At 66.6% G+C, this 18,163-nt stretch carries 17 protein-coding genes; 13 read left to right on the plus strand and 4 right to left on the minus strand.

Annotated elements, in window-relative coordinates:
* Window positions 1–8: 8 nt before the first annotated feature.
* The gene (yihA, locus tag N8A90_RS11230) at window positions 9–692 is read right to left on the minus strand and encodes a ribosome biogenesis GTP-binding protein YihA/YsxC (protein ID WP_262074950.1); all 684 of its coding nucleotides are present in this window, start codon (window positions 690–692) and stop codon (window positions 9–11) included.
* Window positions 693–762: 70 nt separating this feature from the next.
* On the opposite strand from yihA, the gene N8A90_RS11235 reads away from it, so the two are divergent.
* The 5 genes from N8A90_RS11235 to N8A90_RS11255 all read left to right on the plus strand — a co-directional run bounded on the left by N8A90_RS11235 (window position 763) and on the right by N8A90_RS11255 (window position 6,733).
* Entirely contained in the window at window positions 763–1,392 is a 630-nt protein-coding gene (locus N8A90_RS11235; RefSeq protein WP_262074951.1) for a c-type cytochrome, read from the plus strand.
* Between the two features lie 122 nt (window positions 1,393–1,514).
* Window positions 1,515–3,650: a cytochrome c biogenesis protein ResB gene (locus N8A90_RS11240; RefSeq protein WP_262074952.1), complete on the plus strand. Its 2,136-nt coding sequence runs from the start codon at window positions 1,515–1,517 to the stop codon at window positions 3,648–3,650.
* The gene (ccsB, locus tag N8A90_RS11245) at window positions 3,647–4,963 is read left to right on the plus strand and encodes a c-type cytochrome biogenesis protein CcsB (RefSeq protein ID WP_262074953.1); all 1,317 of its coding nucleotides are present in this window, start codon (window positions 3,647–3,649) and stop codon (window positions 4,961–4,963) included. The genes N8A90_RS11240 and ccsB overlap by 4 nt, the downstream gene beginning before the upstream one ends.
* Before the next feature lie 83 nt (window positions 4,964–5,046).
* The gene (gene msrP, locus N8A90_RS11250; protein WP_262074954.1) at window positions 5,047–6,057 is read left to right on the plus strand and encodes a protein-methionine-sulfoxide reductase catalytic subunit MsrP; all 1,011 of its coding nucleotides are present in this window, start codon (window positions 5,047–5,049) and stop codon (window positions 6,055–6,057) included.
* 28 nt (window positions 6,058–6,085) lie between these two features.
* On the plus strand, window positions 6,086–6,733 hold the full coding sequence (locus tag N8A90_RS11255; RefSeq protein WP_262074955.1) for a sulfite oxidase heme-binding subunit YedZ: 648 nt from the start codon (window positions 6,086–6,088) through the stop codon (window positions 6,731–6,733).
* Between the two features lie 23 nt (window positions 6,734–6,756).
* On the opposite strand, the gene lysA is transcribed toward N8A90_RS11255, so the two are convergent.
* Both lysA and lptM read right to left on the minus strand, forming a co-directional pair.
* Window positions 6,757–8,034: a diaminopimelate decarboxylase gene (gene lysA / locus N8A90_RS11260; protein ID WP_262074956.1), complete on the minus strand. Its 1,278-nt coding sequence runs from the start codon at window positions 8,032–8,034 to the stop codon at window positions 6,757–6,759.
* A complete protein-coding gene (gene lptM, locus N8A90_RS11265) occupies window positions 8,031–8,258 on the minus strand; it encodes an LPS translocon maturation chaperone LptM (RefSeq protein ID WP_262074957.1) in 228 nt (75 codons plus the stop codon). Before lptM ends, lysA begins: the two co-directional genes overlap by 4 nt.
* A 36-nt stretch (window positions 8,259–8,294) precedes the next feature.
* Between lptM and cyaY the strand changes: the two genes are divergently transcribed.
* Complete coding sequence (gene cyaY, locus N8A90_RS11270; protein WP_262074958.1) at window positions 8,295–8,624, plus strand: iron donor protein CyaY; 330 nt, start codon at window positions 8,295–8,297, stop codon at window positions 8,622–8,624.
* Window positions 8,625–8,642: 18 nt separating this feature from the next.
* On the opposite strand, the gene N8A90_RS11275 is transcribed toward cyaY, so the two are convergent.
* The gene (locus N8A90_RS11275; protein WP_262074959.1) at window positions 8,643–11,039 is read right to left on the minus strand and encodes a penicillin-binding protein 1A; all 2,397 of its coding nucleotides are present in this window, start codon (window positions 11,037–11,039) and stop codon (window positions 8,643–8,645) included.
* Between the two features lie 241 nt (window positions 11,040–11,280).
* On the opposite strand from N8A90_RS11275, the gene N8A90_RS11280 reads away from it, so the two are divergent.
* Genes N8A90_RS11280 through aroB form a run of 7 tightly spaced genes read left to right on the plus strand, consistent with a single transcriptional unit; the run spans window position 11,281 to window position 18,143 of the window.
* On the plus strand, window positions 11,281–12,360 hold the full coding sequence (locus tag N8A90_RS11280) for a pilus assembly protein PilM (protein ID WP_262074960.1): 1,080 nt from the start codon (window positions 11,281–11,283) through the stop codon (window positions 12,358–12,360).
* Entirely contained in the window at window positions 12,357–13,001 is a 645-nt protein-coding gene (locus N8A90_RS11285; protein WP_262074961.1) for a PilN domain-containing protein, read from the plus strand. Before N8A90_RS11280 ends, N8A90_RS11285 begins: the two co-directional genes overlap by 4 nt.
* A gap of 11 nt (window positions 13,002–13,012) precedes the next feature.
* The gene (locus N8A90_RS11290) at window positions 13,013–13,690 is read left to right on the plus strand and encodes a type 4a pilus biogenesis protein PilO (protein ID WP_262074962.1); all 678 of its coding nucleotides are present in this window, start codon (window positions 13,013–13,015) and stop codon (window positions 13,688–13,690) included.
* On the plus strand, window positions 13,687–14,226 hold the full coding sequence (locus N8A90_RS11295; RefSeq protein WP_410087661.1) for a pilus assembly protein PilP: 540 nt from the start codon (window positions 13,687–13,689) through the stop codon (window positions 14,224–14,226). The genes N8A90_RS11290 and N8A90_RS11295 overlap by 4 nt, the downstream gene beginning before the upstream one ends.
* Complete coding sequence (pilQ, locus tag N8A90_RS11300; protein WP_262074963.1) at window positions 14,223–16,385, plus strand: type IV pilus secretin family protein; 2,163 nt, start codon at window positions 14,223–14,225, stop codon at window positions 16,383–16,385. Before N8A90_RS11295 ends, pilQ begins: the two co-directional genes overlap by 4 nt.
* Window positions 16,386–16,391: 6 nt before the next feature.
* Entirely contained in the window at window positions 16,392–16,973 is a 582-nt protein-coding gene (locus N8A90_RS11305) for a shikimate kinase (RefSeq protein WP_262074964.1), read from the plus strand.
* A gap of 60 nt (window positions 16,974–17,033) precedes the next feature.
* Window positions 17,034–18,143 (plus strand): 3-dehydroquinate synthase, encoded by a 1,110-nt coding sequence (gene aroB / locus N8A90_RS11310; protein WP_262074965.1) that lies wholly within the window; start codon window positions 17,034–17,036, stop codon window positions 18,141–18,143.
* Window positions 18,144–18,163: the final 20 nt, after the last annotated feature.

Consider the following 18,163-nt stretch of genomic DNA (forward strand, 5'->3'; position numbering starts at 1 on the left):
CGCCGGCGTCAGGGCTCGGGGTGCGCCCAGCGCCAGAGCAGTTCGGCGGCCTCGTCGACGCCTTGCTTCTTCAGCGCCGAGAACAGTTTGACCTCGCCGCCACCGGCCTGCAGTCGCATGATGGACAGCGCCTTGGCGCCATCGGAGCGCGTGAGCTTGTCCGACTTGGTCAGCAGGATCAGGAACTTGAGGCCCTGCTCGACGCGCGGGCGGATGACTTCGAGCAGGATCTCGTCGAGCTCGGTCATGCCATGGCGCGGGTCGCACATCAGCACCACGCCGCGCAGGTTCTCGCGGGTGATGAGGTAGTTGCCCATCACGCGCTGCCAGCGCAGCTTGGCTTCGCGCGGCACCGCCGCATAGCCGTAGCCGGGCAGGTCGGCCAGCACGGCGTCGTCGACCTTCTGCTTGCCGACGCCGAACAGGTTGATGTGCTGGGTGCGGCCGGGCGTCTTGGACGCGAAGGCCAGGCGGGTCTGTTGCGTCAGGGTGTTGATGGCGGTCGACTTACCGGCGTTCGAGCGCCCGACGAAGGCGATCTCGGGCAGATCGAAGGCGGGCAGATGCTCCAGCTGGGGCGCGCTGGTGAGGAAATGGGCGGTGTGCAGCCAGCCCAGGGCCGCGCGGATCCGGTCGGGTGCAGGCGCCGCCGGCGGCGTTGCGGGGGCCGGTGAAGGCGCAGGGGTGGTCATGAGAAGGCTTTCGGGACGGGGCGCCATTGTAGAATCGCGGGGTTTTGCGCCACAAAAACGAGCCCCCGATATGAAGTTGTTTGCCCATTTCCTGCTTGCAGCCCTCATGGGTGCCGCCGTCGGTGCCGCTTCCGCCCAGGCGCCGGCCACGCCGGCGAAGCCCGACCTGGTCAAGGGCGAGGCGGCCTACACGGCCAAGGCCTGCGCGTCCTGCCACAACGCCGACGGCAACTCGGCCATTGCCGCGAACCCGAAGCTGGCGCAACAGCATCCGGAGTACATCCTCAAGCAATTGCAGGAGTTCAAGTCGGGCAAACGCAAGAGCGCCGTGATGCAGGGCATGGCGGCCACGCTCAGCGACGAGGAAATGCGCGACGTCGCCTGGTTCGTCGGCTCGAAGACGGCCAAGCCAGGCTTCGCCAAGGAGAAGGACCTGGTGGCGCTCGGCGAGAAGATCTACCGCGGCGGCATCGCCGACCGCACGATCCCGGCCTGCGCCAGCTGCCACAGCCCGAACGGGGCCGGCCTGCCGGTGCAATACCCGCGCCTCGGCGGCCAGCATGCCGAATACACCACCGCCCAGCTCGTGGCCTTCCGCGATGGCGTGCGCGCCAACAGCGTCCAGATGACCGGCGTCGCCGCCAAGCTGAACGACCGCGAGATCAAGGCGGTGTCGGATTACATCGCCGGCCTGCGCTGATTCCCTCGGTGCCTGCGTGAACTAAGCGCCGACAAACCAACCCAACCAGGCGGGCCGATCCAGAAGGATGGCCCGCCTTTGTGCTTTCTAAAGCGCCGTCTTCCTTCCTCTTCGTCCGCCGCATGTCTGTCTCCACCCATGGTCTCCGCGTCCGCCGCGGCCCCCCGGCGATCCGCGCGGGGGTGGAGCTGTTCTCGTCGATGCGCTTCGCGATCGCGCTGCTGACGATCATCTGCGTCGCGTCGATCATCGGGACCGTGCTCAAGCAGCACGAGCCGATCGGCAACTACATCAACCAGTTCGGCCCCTTCTGGGCAGCATTGTTCCGCGCCGCGCGGCTCGACGCGATCTACAGCGCCTGGTGGTTCCTGCTGATCCTGCTGTTCCTGGTGATCAGCACCTCGCTGTGCATCGCGCGCAACACGCCCCACATCCTGAAGGACCTCAAGACCTTCAAGGAAGACATCCGGGCGCAGAGCCTCAAGGCCTTCGGCCAGCGCGCGGCCGCCACGCTCGGCGAAGCGCCCGAGGCGGCTGCGCAGCGCATCGGTCAACTCCTGGCTGGCGGTGGCTGGAAGGTCAAGCTGCAACACCGCGAAGGCGCCGGCTGGATGGTCGCGGCGCGTGCCGGCGGTGCGCACAAGCTGGGCTACATCGCCGCGCACAGCGCCATCGTGCTGATCTGCATCGGCGGCCTGTTCGATGGCGACCTGGTGGTGCGCGCGCAGACCTGGTTCAACGGCAAGAGCGTGTTCACCGGCGGCGGCATGATCGCCGACGTGCCGGCCGAGCACCGGCTGTCGCCCTCCAACCCGACCTTCCGCGGCAACATCCTGGTGCCCGAAGGCGGCCGCTCGAGCGTGGCCATCCTGAACCAGTCCGATGGCGTGCTGCTGCAGGAGCTGCCCTTTTCGATCGAGCTGAAGAAGTTCATCGTCGACTACTACTCCACCGGCATGCCCAAGCTCTTCGCGAGCGAGGTGGTGCTGCACGACCGCGAGACCGGCGCCGAGGTGCCGGCACGCATCGAGGTCAACCACCCGGCCAGCTACAAGGGCGTGGAGATCTACCAGTCGAGCTTCGACGACGGCGGCTCGACCGTGAAGCTCAAGGCGGTACCGATGGCCGCGGCCACCAAGCCCTTCGAGCTCGAAGGCACGATCGGCGGCAGTTCCGAGATCACCAACGGCAGCGACAAGCTCACGCTCGAATACGTCGCGCTGCGCGTGATCAACGTCGAGAACTTCGGCGACGAGGCGAATGGCCCGATGACCAGCGGCGCCGACGTGCGCAAGGTCGACCTGCAGCACAGCCTCGAGTCGCGCCTGGGCGCGGCCAACAAGACCAACAAGCCGAAGGTGCTGCGCAACATCGGCCCGAGCATCGGCTACAAGCTGCGCGACGCGGCCGGCCAGGCCCGCGAGTACCAGAACTACATGGTGCCGGTCGACACCGGCGACGGCCAGCCGGTGTTCCTGCTGGGCATGCGCGAACGGCCCGAAGACCCCTTCCGCTACCTGCGCGTGCCGGCCGACGAGAACGGCTCGATGGACGGCTTCATCCGCATGCGAGATGCGCTGGGCGACGAGGCCCTGCGCGCCCGCGCCGTCGAGCGCTACGTCGCGCGCGCCAGCGATCCGCAGCGGCCCGAACTGGGCGAGCAGTTGCGCGCCTCGGCCACGCGCGCGCTGGCGCTCTTTGCCGGCACCGAGCGTGTCAAGGCCGATGCGACCAGCAAGGGTGGCTGGCAGGCCATTGCCGAATTCATGGAGATCAACGTGCCGGAGGCCGAGCGCGCACGCGCCGGCGCGGTGTTGGTGCGCATCCTCAACGAGGTGCTGTTCGAGGTGCTCAACCTGAGCCGCGAGCGCGCCGGTCTGGCGGCCCTGCCAGGCGACGACAAGTCGCAGGCCTTCCTCACGCAGGCGGTGCTGGCCATGAGCGACGCGCATTTCTACCCGGCCCCGTTCGCCATGATGATGACCGACTTCAAGCAGGTGCAGGCCAGCGTGTTCCAGGTGGCGCGTGCCCCTGGGAAGAGCGTTGTCTATCTCGGATGCCTGTTGCTGATCATCGGCATTTTTGCCATGCTGTACGTGCGCGAACGCCGGTTGTGGGTCTGGCTGGTGCCCGAGGGTGCCGACGGCAGCGGCGCCACGATGGCCTTCTCGGTGAATCGCCGCACGATGGACAGTGACCGCGAATTCGACAACCTCAAGAACAAGCTGCTCGCCCTCGAGAAAGAACCGGCGCCATGACCACCACGACCCTGACCCTCAACGACAGCTGGCTGAATCGCCGCAGCGCCTTCGACTGGGTGTTCGCGGCCATCGTCGTGGCCGGGGGACTCTTTGCGTTCTCGCGCTATGCCGCGGCGATGGACATCTACGAAAAGACGATCCTCGTCGGCACCATGCCCGCGATGATCTGGCTGGGCTGGTTCTGGCGGCCGCTGCGGGTGCTGGCCATCGTGGTCGCCGCTGCGGCGGTGCTGGCCATCACGTCCTACCAGGGCGACCTGGCCCGGGCCGACACGGTGTTCTGGCTCAAGTACTTCCTCTCGAGCCAGTCGGCCATCCTCTGGATGAGCGTGCTGTTCTTCATGAGCACGATCTTCTACTGGCTGGGCCTGTTCGGCGGCAAGCAGGGCGACGCGCTGGAGCTCATCGGCTCGCGCATCGCCTGGGCCGCCGTCACCATGGCGCTGATCGGCACCATGGTGCGCTGGTACGAAAGCCACCAGCTCGGCCCGGACATCGGCCACATCCCGGTCAGCAACCTGTACGAAGTGTTCGTGCTGTTCTGCTGGCTGACGGCGACGTTCTACCTGTACTTCGAAGAGCGCTACGCCACGCGCGCCATCGGCGCCTTCGTGATGCTGGTGGTGAGCGCCGCGGTCGGCTTCCTGCTCTGGTACACGCTGGTGCGCGAGGCCCACGAGATCCAGCCGCTGGTGCCCGCGCTGCAGAGCTGGTGGATGAAGCTGCATGTGCCGGCCAACTTCATCGGCTACGGCACTTTCTCGCTGGCCGCGATGGTGGCCTTCGCCTACCTCATCAAGGAACAGGCGCAGGAGACGCGCTGGTACAAGCTCACGCCGATCTGGCTGCTGGGCGTGGCGCTGTGCTTCGTGCCGGTGGCCTTCCGCCAGCGGGTGCAGGAGGCGGGCGGCAGCTACTGGGTGGTCTATGCGGGCATCTCGGCGCTGATCGCCGCCGGCATTTTGCTGGGGCGCAAGCGCATCGCGGCGCGCCTGCCGGCCAACGAGGTGCTGGACGACGTCATGTACAAGTCCATCACCGTGGGCTTCGCCTTCTTCACCATCGCCACGGTGCTCGGCGCGCTGTGGGCGGCGGATGCCTGGGGCGGCTACTGGAGCTGGGACCCGAAGGAAACCTGGGCGCTGATCGTCTGGCTCAACTACGCGGCCTGGCTGCATATGCGCCTGGTCAAGGGCCTGCGTGGCACCGTGGCGGCCTGGTGGGCGCTGGGCGGCCTGGCGGTTACGACCTTCGCCTTCCTGGGCGTGAACATGTTCCTCAGCGGTCTGCACAGCTACGGCACGCTCTGATCCAGACGCGACGGCGCTGCGTAACCAAATCGGGTTCTGCCACGAATTGAAGGTGAACCATCCCCGTCATTGAAAGGCGCGTCATGCCCATTCGTTCTCGTCAAGATCTCGTCGACCGCGGTTTCATCCACGCGGCCTCCAGCGACATCACGCCCCGCGCCGCCTACGAAGGCCGCCGCGACATGCTCAAACTCCTGGCCGGCGGAGCGGCCGGCGCTGCCCTGGCGTCGTGGGCTGCACGCGATGCGCTGGCCCAGACCGTCGCGCCCGGCAAGCTGGCGCCGCTGAAGGGCGTCAAGTCGAACGTGCCCGGCGCGCAGACGATGGAGAAGCTCACCGACTACAAGGATGCGACGAGCTACAACAACTTCTACGAGTTCGGCACCGACAAGGGCGACCCGGTGAAGAACGCCGGCACGCTGAAGACGCGCCCCTGGACCGTCGAGGTCGAAGGCCTGGTGAACAAGCCGGGCAAGTACGGCATCGAAGACCTTTTGAAGCTCAGCGCCCAGGAAGAGCGCATCTACCGCCTGCGCTGCGTCGAGGGCTGGTCGATGGTGATTCCGTGGGTCGGCTATTCGCTGGCCGAACTCATCAAGAAGGTCGAGCCGCAGGGCAGCGCGAAGTACGTCGAGTTCGTCACCCTGGCCGACCCGAAGACCATGCCCTTCGTCGGTTCGCGCGTGCTCGACTGGCCCTATGCCGAAGGCCTGCGCATGGACGAGGCGATGCACCCGCTCACGCTGCTGACCTTCGGCATGTACGGCGAGGTGCTGCCCAACCAGAACGGCGCGCCGGTGCGCATCGTGGTGCCCTGGAAGTACGGCTTCAAGAGCGCCAAGTCGATCGTCAAGATCCGATTCGTCGAGAAGGAGCCGGGCACCGCGTGGAACAAGGCCGCGGCCAACGAGTACGGCTTCTATTCCAACGTCAATCCGAACGTCGATCATCCGCGCTGGAGCCAGGCGACCGAGCGCCGCATCGGCGACGGCAGCGGCCTCTTCGCCAAGCGCACCAAGACGCAGCTCTTCAATGGCTACGAGGCGCAGGTCGGGCAGCTCTATGCGGGCATGGACCTGAAGAAGTTCTACTGAGCGCGAGCCTTTCCCGATGGGCTCGACCATGAACAAGCTGCTCTTGCACCCGGCCGCCAAGCCGATCGTCTTTCTGGCGTGCCTCGCGCCTTTCGCATGGCTGGTGGTGGGCGCCTTCACCGATGGCCTCGGGCCCAATCCGGCCGAATACCTCATCCGCTCGGCCGGCGACTGGACCTTGCGCTTCCTGTGCATCGTGCTGGCCGTGACGCCGCTGCGCGTGATGTTCAAGCTCAGCGGCCTGGCGCGCCATCGGCGGATGCTGGGCCTGTTCGCGTACTTCTATGTCGTGATCCACCTGCTGAGCTACAGCTGGTTCGACATGGGCTTCGACCTGCCCGAGATCGCGAAGGACATTGCCAAGCGGCCGTTCATCCTCGTCGGCTTCTCGGCCTTCGTGTTGCTCACACCCCTGGCCGCCACCTCGTTCAACCGCGCGATCAAGGCGCTGGGCGCCAGGCGCTGGCAGCGGCTGCACAAGCTGGTCTATGTGATCGCCGGGCTGGGCCTGCTGCATTTCTTCTGGCTGCGCGCGGGCAAGAACAACTTCGCCGAAGTGTTCGTCTACGCCGGCATCGTGGCCGTGCTCTTGGCCTGGCGCGTGTGGCACTTCGTGCGCCAGAAGAAGGCTGCGGCGCGCCCCGTGGCCGTGTCGCGCGCGCAGCCCTCGCGCTGAGGGACGGCGCGCCGCGGCAGGGTTCAGTCCAGGCGTTCCGTGCGCAACTGGTCGTCGAGGCTCTCGCGCCGACGGATGAGCGTGGCGCGGTCGCCGCTCACCAGCACCTCGGCCGCGCGGCCACGGCTGTTGTAGTTGCTGGCCATCGACATGCAATAGGCGCCGGCCGAGAGCACGGCCAGCAGGTCGCCTTCGACCACGTTCAGCGCCCGGTCGCGGCCGATCCAGTCACCGCTCTCGCAGATCGGGCCGACCACGTCGTAGCTCGTCGCGGTGCCGGCGCTGCGCTCGGTCAGCGGCACGATCTGGTGGAAGGCCTGGTACATCGCGGGGCGCGGCAGGTCGTTCATCGCCGCATCGACGATGCAGAAGTTCTTGTCCTCGCCAGGCTTGGTGTAGAGCACCTCCGTCACGCAGACACCGGCGTTGCCCACCAGCGAACGGCCGGGCTCCACGATCAGCCGGCGATCGCCGAAGCCGCGCGCGTCGAGCCGCGCGAGCAGCTGCTTCCACAGCACGTCGGCGGCCGGGGGCGTGTCGTGGTTGTAGTCGATGCCCAGGCCGCCGCCGAAGTCGAGATGGTGCAGCGGGATGCCGGCCTGCTCGATGGTCTCGACCAGGTCGAGCACGCGCTCCAGCGCATCGAGATAGGGCGAGGCTTCGGTGATCTGCGAGCCGATGTGGCAGTCGATGCCCACCACCTCGATGCCCGGCAGCGAGGCCGCGTGGCGGTAGGCGTGCAGGGCGCGGTCGTGCGCCACGCCGAACTTGTTGCCCTTGAGACCGGTCGAGATGTAGGGGTGCGTCTTCGGGTCGACGTTCGGGTTGATGCGGATGCTGATGCGGGCGCGCTGCTTCTGTGCGAGCGCGACCGCGTTGAGCACGTCGAGTTCGGCCTCGCTCTCGACGTTGAAGCAGGCGATGCCCGCGGCGAGCGCCTGGCGCATCTCGTCGCGCGTCTTGCCGACACCCGAGAAGATCACCTTGGCCGGGTCGGCACCCGCGGCCAGTACCCGGGCCAGCTCGCCGCCCGACACGATGTCGAAGCCGCAGCCGGCTTCAGCGAAGACGCGCAGCACCCCGAGCGAGGAGTTGGCCTTCATCGCATAGCAGACGAGCGCGTTGCGGCCCTCGAAGCCGCGGCGGTAGGCTGCCAGTGCGTCGAGCATCCATTGCCTGGAGTAGACGAACAGCGGCGTCCCGTGCTCGCGGGCGAGCGCGGCGAGCGACAGCGCTTCCATCTGCAGCGTGCCATCGCGCACCGCGACATGCGGGTGGCCGGGGAGGCGGGGCGCCGTCACTTCGTGACCCCCGTGCTCGCGGGCGCACTGCTGGCTGCGGCGGGCGGCGTCACGGCGGCGTCCGCCGGCGCGGTCGTCGCTGCCTCACGGCGTGTCGACGGGAGGATCAGGCTCGGCAACGTGGCGCGGTTGGCCGCCTCCGGCACCGTGGGCATGTACAGCGGGCCCTTGAGACCGCAGCCGGCCAAGCCGACCCCGATGGCGCAGAGGCCAGCGGCGCTCATTAGAATTTGACGGACGTTCAACATCGCGAAATTGTAATGACCGACCTCGAATATATGGATCGTGCGGAATCCGCCCTGGCCGCTATCGAGCGCGCCTGCGATCGTTTGAACGACGCCACGGAGGCCGACATCGACAACCAGCGGGTCGGCGGCATGATCACCTTGAGCTTTCCGAACGGTAGCCAATTGATCGTCAACCTGCAGAAGCCGCTGCAGGAGATCTGGCTGGCGGCGCGCTCCGGCGGTTACCACTACCGGCACGACGGCGCGGCGTGGGTGGACACCAAGACCGGCGAAGAATTTTTCTCGAACCTGTCGCGCGAAGCCTCGCTGCAGTCGGGGCTCCGGCTCGAGTTCGCCGCCTGAGCGGCGGGCTCGCTCAGCTCAATTGCGGAACAGGTCGAGGATGCGGTTGCGCTCCTCGGGCGGTGGCGGGGCGCCGATGGGCGCCCCCACGATGGGCTCGCCGTTGGTCGATGCGGCATCGACCCCCAGGCTGGTCACGCCGCGGCCCGGCCCGTAGTCGTCGTAGTACAGCTCCCCGCCGACGGTGACCACGCCCGGTGGTGTGGTGGGCTCGGTCACCGGCACGCCCTTGAGGGCGGTTTCCATGAAGCTGATCCAGATCGGTAGGCTCAGGCCACCACCGGTTTCGCGGTCGCCCAGCTTGCGCGGGGTGTCGTAGCCGATCCAGGCGATGGCGGTCATGGTGGGCTGGAAGCCGGCGAACCAGGCGTCGAGCGAGTCGTTGGTGGTGCCGGTCTTGCCGTAGATGTCGGGGCGCTTGAGCGTGGCCTGGGCCTTGGCGGCGGTGCCGCCGCTGGCCACCGATTGCAGCAGGCTGTCCATGATGAAGGCGTTGCGCTGTGGAATGGCGCGCATGCTTTCGTTGAGGAGCGGCGGCTGGGTCTCGACCAGGACCTTACCCTTGTGGTCGGTCACGCGGGTGATCAGGTACGGGTTCACGCGGTAGCCGCCGTTGGCGAAGACCGAATAGGCCGTCGCCATCTGCATCGGCGTGACCGAGCCGGCGCCCAGCGCCATGGGCAGGTAGGCCGGGTGCTTTTCCTTCTCGAAGCCGAAGTTGCCGATCCAGTCCTGCGCGTAGCGCGTGCCGATCGACTGCAGGATGCGGATGGACACCATGTTCTTGGACTTCATCAGCGCCCGGCGCATCGACATCGGGCCCTCGAAGCCGCCGTCGTAGTTCTTGGGCTCCCAGGGCTGGCCGCCGGTGGTGCCGGCGTCGAAGAAGAGGGGGCCGTCGTTGATCACCGTCGTGGGCGAGAAGCCCTTCTCGAGCGCCGCCGAGTAGATGAAGGGCTTGAAGCTCGAACCCGGCTGGCGCCAGGCCTGCGTCACGTGGTTGAACTTGTTCTTGCTGAAGTCGAAGCCGCCGACCATGGCCTTCACCGCACCGTCGCGCGGGTCGAGCGCGACGAAGGCGCCTTCGACCTCGGGCAGTTGGGTGATCTCGAAGGTGTTCTTGGGCGTGCGCGCGACGCGGATCACCGCGCCGCGGCGCACCTTGATGTTCGGCGGTGCCTTGTCCGACAGCCCCGACTGCGCCGGCTTGAGCCCGTCACCGGTGATCTGCAGCACGTCGCCATTGGCGCGCACGGCCGTGATCTCCTTGGCGCTCGCTTTGAGCACCACGGCGGACATCACGTCGCCGTTGTCCGGGTGTTCGGCCAGGGCGTCGTCGACCGCTTCGTCCAGTTCCTTCGGGTCGTCGGGCAGGTCGACGAACTTCTCGGGGCCGCGGTAGATCTGCCGGCGCTCGTAGTCCATGATGCCCTTGCGCAGCGCCCGGTAGGCCGCCGCCTGGTCGGCGGCCACCAGCGAGGTGTAGACGTTCAGGCCGCGCGTGTAGGTGCTGTCGCCGTACTGGCTGTACATGAGCTGGCGGACGGTTTCCGCCACGTACTCGGCGTGCAGGCGCGTCGGATCGGCGCCGTCCCGCAGGTGCAGTTCTTCCTTCTTGGCCTCGGTGGCCTGCTCGGCGGTGATGAAGCCGGCATCGCGCATGCGATCGATCACATACAGCTGGCGGCCGCGCGCGCGCGCGGGGTTGCTGACCGGGTTGTTGGCGCCGGGCGCCTTCGGCAGCCCGGCCAGCATCGCCGCCTGGGCGATCGTGATGTCCTTCAGCGGCTTGCCGAAATAGGCCTCGGAGGCGGCGGCGAAGCCGTAGGCGCGGTTCCCCAGGTAGATCTGATTCAGATAGATCTCGAAGATCTGGTCCTTGGTCAGCAGGTGCTCCAGCTTGAAGGTCAGCAGCACTTCGTAGATCTTGCGCGTCAGCGTCTTCTCGGAGCTCAGATAGACATTGCGCGCCACCTGCATGGTGATGGTGGACGCGCCCTGGCTCTTGATGCGGTTCATGTTGGCCAGGCCGGCGCGGACCAGGCCCTTGTAATCGACCCCGCCGTGGTCGTAGAAGCGGGCGTCTTCCGCCGCCAGCACGGCGTCCTTCATGACCTTCGGGATGGTGGAGATCGGCGTGAGGTTGCGGCGCTCTTCACCGAATTCACCGATCAACGTGCCTTCGGACGAGAAAACCCGCAGGGGCAGCTTCGGCCGGTAGTCGGCCAGCTCGGAAATATCGGGTAGGTTGGGATACGCCACCGCGAGCGCGACGGCGATGATGCAGACGACCGCGACGGCACCGGCGACGGCGATTCCGACGCCCCAGGCCAGCAGGCGCAGCAGCCAGGTCAGCCACAAGGGGCGCGCCGGAGCGGGTTTTTTCGGGCGCGCGGGGCGGGGAGAATCGGGCATGGAGGGGGGCTGAGTCACCGCGCATTATAAAAACGCCGACTCCGCAAGCGGGGACTGGCTGGGCGCCAATGCGCCGAAATACGCGCCGCGTCACGTAAGTTTCAGAAGCAAACGTCGGCGTGAACTTTTGACAACGCTGCGGCGGCGGCCCCGTCGGGATTCTTGGAGGTCGCGTGATCTTGCTGCTAGCATGCAACCATACGCAAATTTTTCCAATCGTTACAAACGGATGGGATAGACCTTGACCGCCTTCGGATCGTTGTTTCGTCGTCAACCCGCGCCGTTGGTCGGGTTGGACGTGAGTTCGTCCAGCGTCAAGCTGGTCGAACTGGGCCGCGATGCCGGCGGGAAGCTGGTTCTGGAGCGCTGCGCCATCGAGCCGCTCGAGCGCGGCTGGATCACGGACGGCAACGTCGAGAAGTTCGACGAGGTGGCTGAGGCCGTGCGTCGCGTGGTGCGCAAAAGCGGCACGAAGACCCGCAACGTCGCCCTCGCGTTGCCGCCTTCTGCGGTCATCACCAAGAAAATCGTTCTTCCCGGCGGCATGAGCGAGCAGGAGCTCGAGCTTCAGGTCGAGTCCGAGGCGAACCAGTACATCCCCTTTTCGCTCGACGAAGTCAGCCTTGACTTCTGCGTCATGGGCCAGAGCGCCAGTTCGGCGGGCGACGTCGAAGTGCTCATCGCTGCCTCGCGCAAGGAAAAGGTGCAGGACCGCCAGGGCCTGGCCGAAGCGGCCGGCCTCAAGGCCGTGATCCTGGATGTGGAGTCGTATGCATCGCGCCTTGCCACGGCGCGGCTGATCGAGCAACTGCCAGGCCAGGGGCGCGACGCGGTCGTGGCGCTCTTTGAAGTCGGCGCTTACACGACCAGCATGCAGGTCCTGCGCAATCAGGAGGTGCTGTACGACCGTGACCAGGCCTTCGGGGGCGCGCAGTTGACGCAACTCATCGTCCGCCAGTACGGCTTCTCCGTCGAAGAGGCCGAAGCCAAGAAGCGCAGCGGCGACCTGCCCGACGACTACAACGCAGGTGTGCTCAAGCCCTTCGTGGCCAGCATTGCCCAGGAAATTGCGCGCGCCTTGCAGTTCTTCTTCACGAGCACGCCGCACAACCGCGTCGACTACGTGCTGCTCGCGGGCGGCTCCGCGGCGCTGCCGGGGCTGACCAGTGCGGTGACGCGTCAGACCTCCTTCGCCTGCTCCCTCGTGAACCCGTTCGAGGGAATGGAGATCAGCGCGGGCATTCGCGAGAAGAAGGTCAAGCGCGAGGCGCCCTCGTATCTGACGTCGTGCGGCCTGGCGATGCGGAGGTTTCTGCAGTGATCCTGATCAATCTACTGCCGCACCGCGAAGCGGCGCGCAAGCGCCGCCGTGAGAGCTTCTATGCCACGCTGGGCGCCGCCGCGCTGCTGGGTGGCCTGATCGCCGGCGCCGGTTACGTCTGGTTTCAGGCGCAGATCTCCAGCCAGCAGGCGAAGAACAACTATCTGCAGACCGAGATCAAGAAGCTCGAGTCCGAGATCAAGGAAATTGCGACGCTGCAGGCCGAGATCGCCGCGTTGAAGGCGCGTCAGCAGGCCGTCGAGGACCTGCAGGGCGATCGCAACATGCCGGTGCATCTGCTGAATGAACTGGTGCGGCAGTTGCCGGATGGCGTCTACCTGGCCAGCATGAAACAGGACGATCGGGCCGTCACATTGCAAGGCATGGCGCAGTCGAACGAGCGCGTTTCCGAGTTGCTGCGCAACCTCGGCAACAGCAGCCCGTGGCTGGTCAAGCCCGAACTTGTCGAGATCACGGCCGGAACCGTCGCCCTGAGCCCGCGTGACCAGCGCCGCGTCGCGAACTTCACGATGCGCATCGGCCTGAAGCGTCCGACCGATGTGCAGAAGCCTGCTGCCGGCGCAGCGCCGGCGCCGGCCAAAGGCGCCGCGGGTACCGCCGCCGCACCCGTCAAAGGTTAAGGGGGCTGCGCATGGCAACCAGAAAATCCGCTCCTAAAGTCGACATCGGCGACGCGCTGCGGCGCTTTTCCGACCAGTTCAAGGGACTCAACCCCAACGACCCGTCGGTCTGGCCGGCCGTGCCGCGCTACCTGCTGTGTCTCGCCGTCACGGCGCTGGTGCTGGTCGCGCTGTGGTTCGTCTGGCTGACCAACGCCAATGACGAACTGGAAGCCGAACGCGCCAAGGAGGTGACCCTTCGCGCCGACTACCAGAAGAAGGTGGCGCAGGCCGCCAACCTCGACCTCCTGAAGAAGCAGCGCGAGCAGGCCCAGCAGTACGTGACGCTGCTCGAGAAGCAACTGCCCAGCAAGGCGGAAATGGACGCCTTGCTGTCCGACATCAACCAGGCCGGCCTGGGCCGAAGCCTGCAGTTCGAGTTGTTCCGCCCCGGCCAGGTGGCCGTTCGCGACTACTACGCCGAGTTGCCGATCGCGGTTCGCGTCAGCGGCAAGTACCACGACATGGGCGCTTTCGTCGCCGACGTCGCGAACCTTTCGCGCATCGTCACCTTGAACAACCTGTCAATCACGCCGCAGAAGGATGGCGCGTTGACCATGGACGCCACGGCGCGCACCTACCGCTACCTCGACGAAGAGGAGCAGGCCACCCAGCGGCGCGCAGCGGCATCCGGAGCGAAGAAGAAATGAGAAGCGCCAAAGCGTTGGGACTCTGCGCCGTGGTGATGGTCCTCAGCGGATGCTGGGGGGCTGAACAGAAGGACCTGCAGCAGTGGATGGCCGACGAGCGCGCCAAGGTGCGGCCGACGGTCCCCCCGCTCACGGAACCCAAGAAATTCACGCCGCAGGCCTACACCGAAGGCGCAGCGTTCGACCCGTTCAACAGCCAGAAACTGACACAGGCGCTGCGCCGGGACTCCGCGCAGCCCTCCACCTCCGGGCTCATCGGACCGGAACTGACGCGGCGCAAGGAAGCCCTCGAGTCCTTTCCGCTGGATGCGATGGCGATGGTCGGCAGCATGAACCGCAACGGTCAGCCGGTGGCCCTGATCCGCGTGGACAAGCTGCTCTATCAGGTGCGCGTCGGCAACTACCTGGGATTGAATTACGGGCGCGTCACCCGTATCAACGAAACCGAACTCGGCTTGCGTGAAATCGTGCAGGACGCCGCCGGTGAATGGATCGAACGCGTGGCGACGCTGGAATTGCAAGAGAGGTCGAAATGAGTCAACAAAAAGCGATGGTTGTACGGTGGCTCCGCGGTGCCGGCCTCGCGCTCGGAATGTTCGCCACCATGGCGGCGGCGCAGGCGCAGAACGCGATCGAGTCGGTGACCACGTCGCTGCAGTCTGGCTCGGAGGTCGTGCGCATCGATCTGACGCAGCCGCTGAGCACGGCGCCCACCGGCTTCGCCATCCAGACACCGGCACGGATCGCGCTGGATTTTCCGGGGGTCACCAATGCCATCGGGCGTTCGGCCGTGGAAGTGAACCAGGGCAACCTGCGCTCGATCAATGTCGTGCAGGCGGGCGAGCGCACCCGTCTCGTCTTGAACCTGAAGCAGGCCACGGCCTACAGGACCGAGATCCAGGGCCGCTCGCTGCTCGTCTCGCTCGAGCCCGTGGCCGGTGCTGCGCTGGCGACGTCGGCGTCCGCCAGCTTCGCAGAGAACCGCAACCGTGACACCCTGCCGCTGCGCGATGTCGATTTCCGACTGGGCGCCGACCACACCGGCCGCGTGATCGTCGACCTGGCCAACAACCAGGTGGGCGTCGACATCCGCCAGCAAGGCAAGAACCTGGTCGTCGAGTTCACCAAGTCGACCTTGCCCGAGGGCCTGCGTCGTCGCCTCGATGTGGCCGATTTCGGAACGCCGGTGCAACTGATCACGGCGCAGCAGTCCGGCGATCGCGTGCGCATGACCATCGAGCCCAAGGGCGACTGGGAGCACAGCGCTTACCAAAGCGAGAACCAGTTCGTCGTGGAAGTGCGCCCCCGCAAGGTCGACCCGACCAAGCTGACGCAGGGCGTCGGCTACAGCGGCGAGAAGCTGTCGCTGAACTTCCAGAACATCGAGATCCGCTCCCTGCTGCAGGTCATCGCCGACTTCACGAACTTCAACATCGTCACGTCCGACTCGGTGACGGGCGCTCTGACGCTCCGCCTGAAGGACGTGCCTTGGGATCAGGCGCTGGACATCATCATGCAGGCGAAGAACCTGGGCATGCGCAAGAACGGCAGCGTGTTGTGGATTGCGCCGAAGGACGAGATCAACGCCAAGGAAAAGATGGAGTTCGAGGCCAAGGCGGCCATCGAGACCCTCGAGCCCCTGCGCACGCAGTCGTTCCAGCTCAACTACACCAAGGCCTTGACGATCGCTCAGGGCCTCACCGGCACCGGTGCCAGCGCGGGTGGCGGCGGGGGTGGCGGTTCCAACGCTTCCCGTATCCTGAGCCCGCGCGGCAGCGTGATCGCGGAGTCGCGCACCAACCAGCTCTTCGTGTCCGACGTGCCCACGCGGCTGGCGCAAGTCGCCGAACTGATCCAGAAGCTCGACGTTCCCGTGCGCCAGGTGCTGATCGAGGCGCGCATCGTCGAGGCGTCGGACACCTTCGGCCGGTCGCTGGGCGTCAAGCTCGGCGGCGGCGCCATCAACAGCCGCACGGCGATCGGTACCTACCCCAACGTGACGGGCGGTGGCACCACCACCACCACCACGAACGGCGTGACCACCAGCACGTCGACCAGCCCCACCGTCTCGTTCCCGCAGTTCACCCAGAGCAACTTCGTGAACCTGCCGTCGACCGGTGTGTCGGGCAACGGCAACGACCCGGGCACTTTCGCGATCTCGCTGTTCAACTCCAGCCTGTCGCGCATGCTCAACCTGGAAATCTCGGCCCTCGAGGCCGATGGCAAGGGCAAGGTGGTGTCGAGCCCGCGCGTCGTCACGGCCGACCAGACCAAGGCGCTGATCGAGCAGGGTACCGAACTGCCCTACCAGGTGGCGACGTCCAGCGGTGCGACATCCATCGCCTTCCGCAAGGCCAACCTCAAGCTGGAAGTGACCCCGCAGATCACCCCGGAAGGCAACATCATCCTGACGCTGGACGTCAACAAGGACACGGTGGGTCAGGCGACCACGGCCGGCTTCGCCATCAACACGAAGCACGTACAGACGGAAGTGCTGGTGGAGAATGGCGGTACCGTGGTCATCGGTGGTATCTTTGAAATGACCGAAAGCAACAACGAGTCGCGCATTCCGGTGCTGGGCGAGGTGCCTTACCTCGGGGCCCTGTTCCGGACGCGCGAGCGTACTTACAACAAGACCGAAATGCTGGTATTCATCACGCCGAAGATGATCACCGACCGCAACGCCGCACGTTGATGAAGCGTGGAGACTGCTAGCGTCGTCGGAGAACCGACGATCGCTCTCGTCGGCCTGCCGGGCTCGGGGAAGTCCGCCATCGGACGGCGGCTCGGGCAGCAGTTGGGGTGGCGCTTCGTCGACAGCGACCACTGCATCGAGGAGCGGATCGGTTGCACGATCCGGGAGTTCTTCGAGCGCGAAGGCGAGGACGCGTTCCGCGACGTCGAAGCGCAGGTGCTGGCCGATCTGACGTCCTCCCTGCGGCAGAGCGTGATGGCGACGGGGGGCGGTTCGGTTCTGCGGGCATCGAATCGCCAGCATCTTCGCGAACGGACCCATGTCGTCTACCTCCGCTCCTCGCCGGAAGAGTTGCTCAGACGGCTGCGTCACGACACCAAGCGACCGCTCCTGCAGGTGGCCGATCCGCTCCAGCGATTGAAGGAATTGCACGCTGTGCGCGACCCGCTCTATCGGGAGGTCGCGCACACGACGATCGACACGGGCCGACCGTCGATCGCGATGCTCGTGGCCGGCATCGTCCAGCAGCTCGAGGAATCCGGCGTGCTCCCCACGAATCCGGACCGGGACAGGGGCCCGGTGGCCTGAGAGGCTGAGAGGCCGGGACGTCGAAGGAACGGCGCTGCGCCCAGCGCCTAAACTTGCGGGATGCTCACACCGGTTTCTCCCACGGCGCCCCAGCGTGTCGACATCGCGCTCGGCGAGCGCAGCTACCCGATCCTGATCGGTGCCGGCCTGCTCGACGAGCCCGCCAGCTTCGAGGCCGTGCCGAGAGCCGCGAGTGCGTTGATCGTCACCAACACCACCGTAGGACCGCTCTACACGGCAGCGCTCCAGAAGGCGTTGGCGGGCCGCTTCAACGCTGTCCACGTGCTCGAACTGCCGGACGGCGAGGTGCATAAGGACTGGACCACGCTCAACCTGATCTTCGACGCCTTGCTGGGCCACGGCTGCGACCGGAAGACGGTGCTGTTTGCCCTGGGGGGCGGCGTGGTCGGTGACATGACGGGCTTCGCTGCCGCGAGCTACATGCGTGGCGTGCCGTTCGTGCAGGTGCCCACCACGCTGCTGGCGCAGGTGGATTCGTCGGTGGGCGGCAAGACCGCCATCAACCACCCGCTGGGCAAGAACATGATCGGGGCCTTCTACCAGCCACAACTGGTGCTGTGCGACCTCGCGACGCTGACGACACTGCCGCCCCGCGAACTCAACGCGGGCCTGGCCGAAATCATCAAGTACGGGCCGATCTACGACATGGCCTTCTTCGACTGGATCGAGGTGAACCTGCCGGCGCTGCGCGCACAGGAGCCCGCGGCGATGGCCCATGCGGTGCGGCGCAGTTGCGAGATCAAGGCAGAGGTGGTGGGGCAGGACGAGCGCGAGAGCGGGCTGCGCGCCATCCTGAATTTCGGTCATACCTTCGGCCATGCCATCGAATCGGCGCTGGGCTACGGCGAGTGGCTGCATGGCGAGGCGGTCGGTTGCGGCATGGTGATGGCGGCCCAGCTGTCGCGGCGGCTGGGGGGTGTCGACGACGCCTTCGTGCAGCGGCTGACGGCGCTGATCGATCGGGCCGGCCTGCCGACCGTCGCGCCCCGCTTCGGCGCCGAGCGCTATCTCGAACTGATGCGCATCGACAAGAAGTCCGAGGGCGGCGAGATCCGCTTCGTCGTGATCGACAAGCCCGGCTCCGCCGTGATGCGCCCGGCGCCCGACGCGATGGTGCGCGAGGTCCTGGCGGCATGCGGCGCGGCCTGACGGTGGTGCGTTGCGGCGGC

The sequence above is a fragment of the Variovorax sp. N23 genome, from assembly GCF_025486315.1.
Lineage (GTDB): Bacteria > Pseudomonadota > Gammaproteobacteria > Burkholderiales > Burkholderiaceae_C > Variovorax.